Here is a 3,050-nt window from a genome sequence, read left to right as displayed (position 1 = left end):
GATCAAGGAAGCGACTGTCAAACGTTACCACTACGACAGCCATGCCCAGTTAACCGCCCACCTTCATGACTTCGTTGACGCCTACAATTACGGCCAGCGGCTAAAGACGCTGCGCGGCCTGACGCCCTACGAATTCATCTGCAAAATCTGGGCAAAAGAGCCAAAACGGTTTAAGCTCAATCCGCACCATCAAATGCCAGGACTGAACAGCTAGACTTCGGAGCCAGAAAGATTCAACCTAAATCCGATCCATCAGATGCCGGGACTGAACACCTAGCACATCTTCGATTTTTTTCTTGCGTTCAGCGCTTAGCTCCTCAAGGGAGAAGCTGCAGTTCGAGCATGGCCCCGACTTTCGTTCATGGGTTAGCATTGAGCGTCTGAAATCCGCCGCCTTGGAGCTGGAGTAGCTGAGGAATATGTCGGGATACTCGTTAAGGTCGCTAATGACATAACTTGCGTGCTCGGAAATGTCAGACCGGAAGTTACAGCAAGGCACCATCTTACCATTGTAATCGATATAAATCCCCCAAACCGGCTGGCTGCAAGGCAAGGTCCTGACGAAGTCTCGCTTTATATCTACCTGATCGCCTCTGCTGGTGCCGTTTTCCTCGAAATTCCGACCATAGAGGCGAATCTTCATATCTTTGTATTCGAGTTCCATCTCATACCAGATTCCTGGCTGGTCTATGGTCACCTTATAGGGAAGGGGCAGGCGGCGCAGCGTCTGCTCGCCTCTTTTTATTGTTTTTGCGTGATCGTATTTCTCACGGTTCTTCAGATAGAGCTGGATATTCAGCGACCGCATGCCCGCATCGTAGAGTTCTGCGAGGTATTCGATGGTAAGATAATCGCCATTGGTATTGGCGTGCAGCTTTGCCTTAGGCAGTAAGTCACGTGTTTCTGCGAGACGCTCAAGTATAATCCTATCCGCGAGCGGTTCATTGTATCTGCTGTAAGTTATGACACCAAAATAATCGATTTCAGCGAGTTGAGAAATAATAGAAGTATATATATGTGCCGACATATGGGTATTACTGCTGATCCGATCAATGTAAGAATTTGGGCAAAACCAGCAACGCCTGTTACAGTAAGAGAATAATTCCACCTCAATCATCGTAACTGAACGGCGAAACAAATCCATAGATTCATTTCGATCATTAATTTCGATCAGATGTCGGGGTGAGACTTTATCAAAGTGGCTATATTTCATCTAAATTCTCCTGCATAATTTTTATTTTTTACTTTTGTGTTGTTGTGAGTGACGGTCTCATCTCATGGACCCCGAAAACACGGGGGCGCATGGCGCTCGACTGCCAGCATCTACAATCACACTTACGAATGACGGACCCACCTGCGCGCTGTTCTTCCCATGTTCCCTTTACACGTGAACGATCACTATGTACTGATGCCGCGCCGTAGGATACCAGAAAAATTGGATGTTGGGGCTGGTTGGATGGGAAGCATGGATTGCATACTGATCACGGGCGGTGCGGGATTTATAGGCTGCAAGCTGTCCTCGTTACTCGAAGATTTCGGTCTTCCGATCGTCGCGATTGATTCCATGCATCCTCAGGTGCACTCCTCCAGCGATCGACCGGAGTTGATGCCGAATTCCGTTATCCTCCATGTTGGAGACGTCTGTGACTGTCGTACCTGGGATGCTGTTCTCAATGATTGGAAGCCACGCATTCTTATTCATCTGGCCGCTGAAACCGGGACGGGGCAATCGCTGACGGAAGCCTCCCTCCATGCCCAGACAAACGTCGTGGGAACCACCCGCATGCTGGACGCGCTTTCATCCAGGGGTGTCCTGCCCGACCATATCCTTCTGTCCTCTAGTCGCGCAGTTTACGGCGAAGGGGCATGGCGGAAAAAAAGTGGTGAGATTTGCTATCCTGGCATCCGCAAGGCCTCTGACCTGAAGTCGGGAATTTGGAGCTTTACAGATGAGCAGGGCGAAGAACTAACCCCTTTGTCGCATCGGGCAGGGCACACGAACCCGAATCCGACAAGCGTATACGGCTCAACCAAGCTCGCGCAGGAGAATATTCTTTCCGCTTGGTGCGCGGCGATGAACATTCCTCTTTCCATCTTGCGCTTTCAGAATGTCTATGGTCCTGGGCAGGCACCTTTCAACGTCTATACGGGCATCATTAATATCTTTTTTCGCGTTGCTCGTGGCGGGGCGCCGATCGATATCTATGAAGATGGAAACATTGGTCGCGACTTTGTATTTATTGATGATGTCGCGCGTGCCTGCAAGGCTGCGCTTCAGAGCGTGCCAAATGGGTCGCGGCTGCTTGACGTTGGCAGTGGTACTGTTACGACTGTCTTGGAGGCCGCAAAAGCCATCGCGAAGATCAGCAGTTCGCCGGCACCTGAAGTCTCGGGAAAGTTTCGCCCGGGGGATGTTCGTTGGGCAGTGGCTGAGGCTGGAGATCTCAAGCAGCAGCTTGGCGTGGTTGCGAAGGTTCCTTTCGTGGAAGGTGTAACCCATGTCGGTGAGTGGCTGATCCGTAAGGGTTATGTCTGATGCGTGCGGTTCCCCGGCCATTGAGGCTGGGGGAACCACGAAGGATGACAGTGCTCGCCGCTCGGAGGCGGCGATGGCAGCATTTGATTGCAAATGCCACCGTCGGGGCGCACAAGAATATCCTGAGCGAAGTCATTAATTTTATTGGCATGTCGCACTTGAAAAAAGGAGTAATTGCTCTCTACGAATAAAGAGGTTTGAAAGTAGAATTTTCTTGGCAAGGTGCTCGAGGAGATTTTGATGAAGAAGCGCCGATTTGGCGACGCCTAGGGTGATTTCAGGTTAACTTGGGTTGAAAAGTTTGCAGCTATTTTTGGGTGATGAGCAAGGGCCATCGTTCTCCTTCCTCTGTGATCGCCCATGCGGCCCAGCTGTATTTCCGGCTTCCATTGAGCCTGCGTTTGGTCGAGGAGATGTTGTTAGAGTATCCGTTTTGATCAAGCTGGTTTTGGGGTCCATTTGCGATTGTTTTTCAGCAGTGCGTTAGCGAGAACGATGAGTTTTCGCATGATGG

General features: G+C 50.5%; 3 protein-coding genes and 1 pseudogene. 3 read left to right on the top strand and 1 reads right to left on the bottom strand.

Annotated features, from left to right (window positions below; all coding sequences use genetic code 11):
• On the top strand, positions 1-214 hold a 214-nt coding region (locus tag GGQ66_RS22805; protein WP_183796019.1), incomplete at its 5' end, for an IS3 family transposase.
• Between the two features lie 24 nt (positions 215-238).
• Here GGQ66_RS22805 and GGQ66_RS22800 read toward each other — a convergent pair.
• Positions 239-1,213 (bottom strand): radical SAM/SPASM domain-containing protein, encoded by a 975-nt coding sequence (locus GGQ66_RS22800; protein WP_183796017.1) that lies wholly within the window; start codon positions 1,211-1,213, stop codon positions 239-241.
• Positions 1,214-1,465: 252 nt separating this feature from the next.
• On the opposite strand from GGQ66_RS22800, the gene GGQ66_RS22795 reads away from it, so the two are divergent.
• Complete coding sequence (locus GGQ66_RS22795) at positions 1,466-2,536, top strand: NAD-dependent epimerase/dehydratase family protein (protein WP_183796015.1); 1,071 nt, start codon at positions 1,466-1,468, stop codon at positions 2,534-2,536.
• Between the two features lie 320 nt (positions 2,537-2,856).
• Positions 2,857-2,961, top strand: a pseudogene (locus GGQ66_RS23230) (IS6 family transposase); the annotation flags it as partial.
• Positions 2,962-3,050: the final 89 nt, after the last annotated feature.

The sequence above is a fragment of the Allorhizobium borbori genome (assembly GCF_014196535.1).
Taxonomy (GTDB): domain Bacteria; phylum Pseudomonadota; class Alphaproteobacteria; order Rhizobiales; family Rhizobiaceae; genus Ectorhizobium; species Ectorhizobium borbori.
Note: the sequence above shows the minus strand (reverse complement) of the source record. Positions and strands in the feature narration are given on the sequence as shown.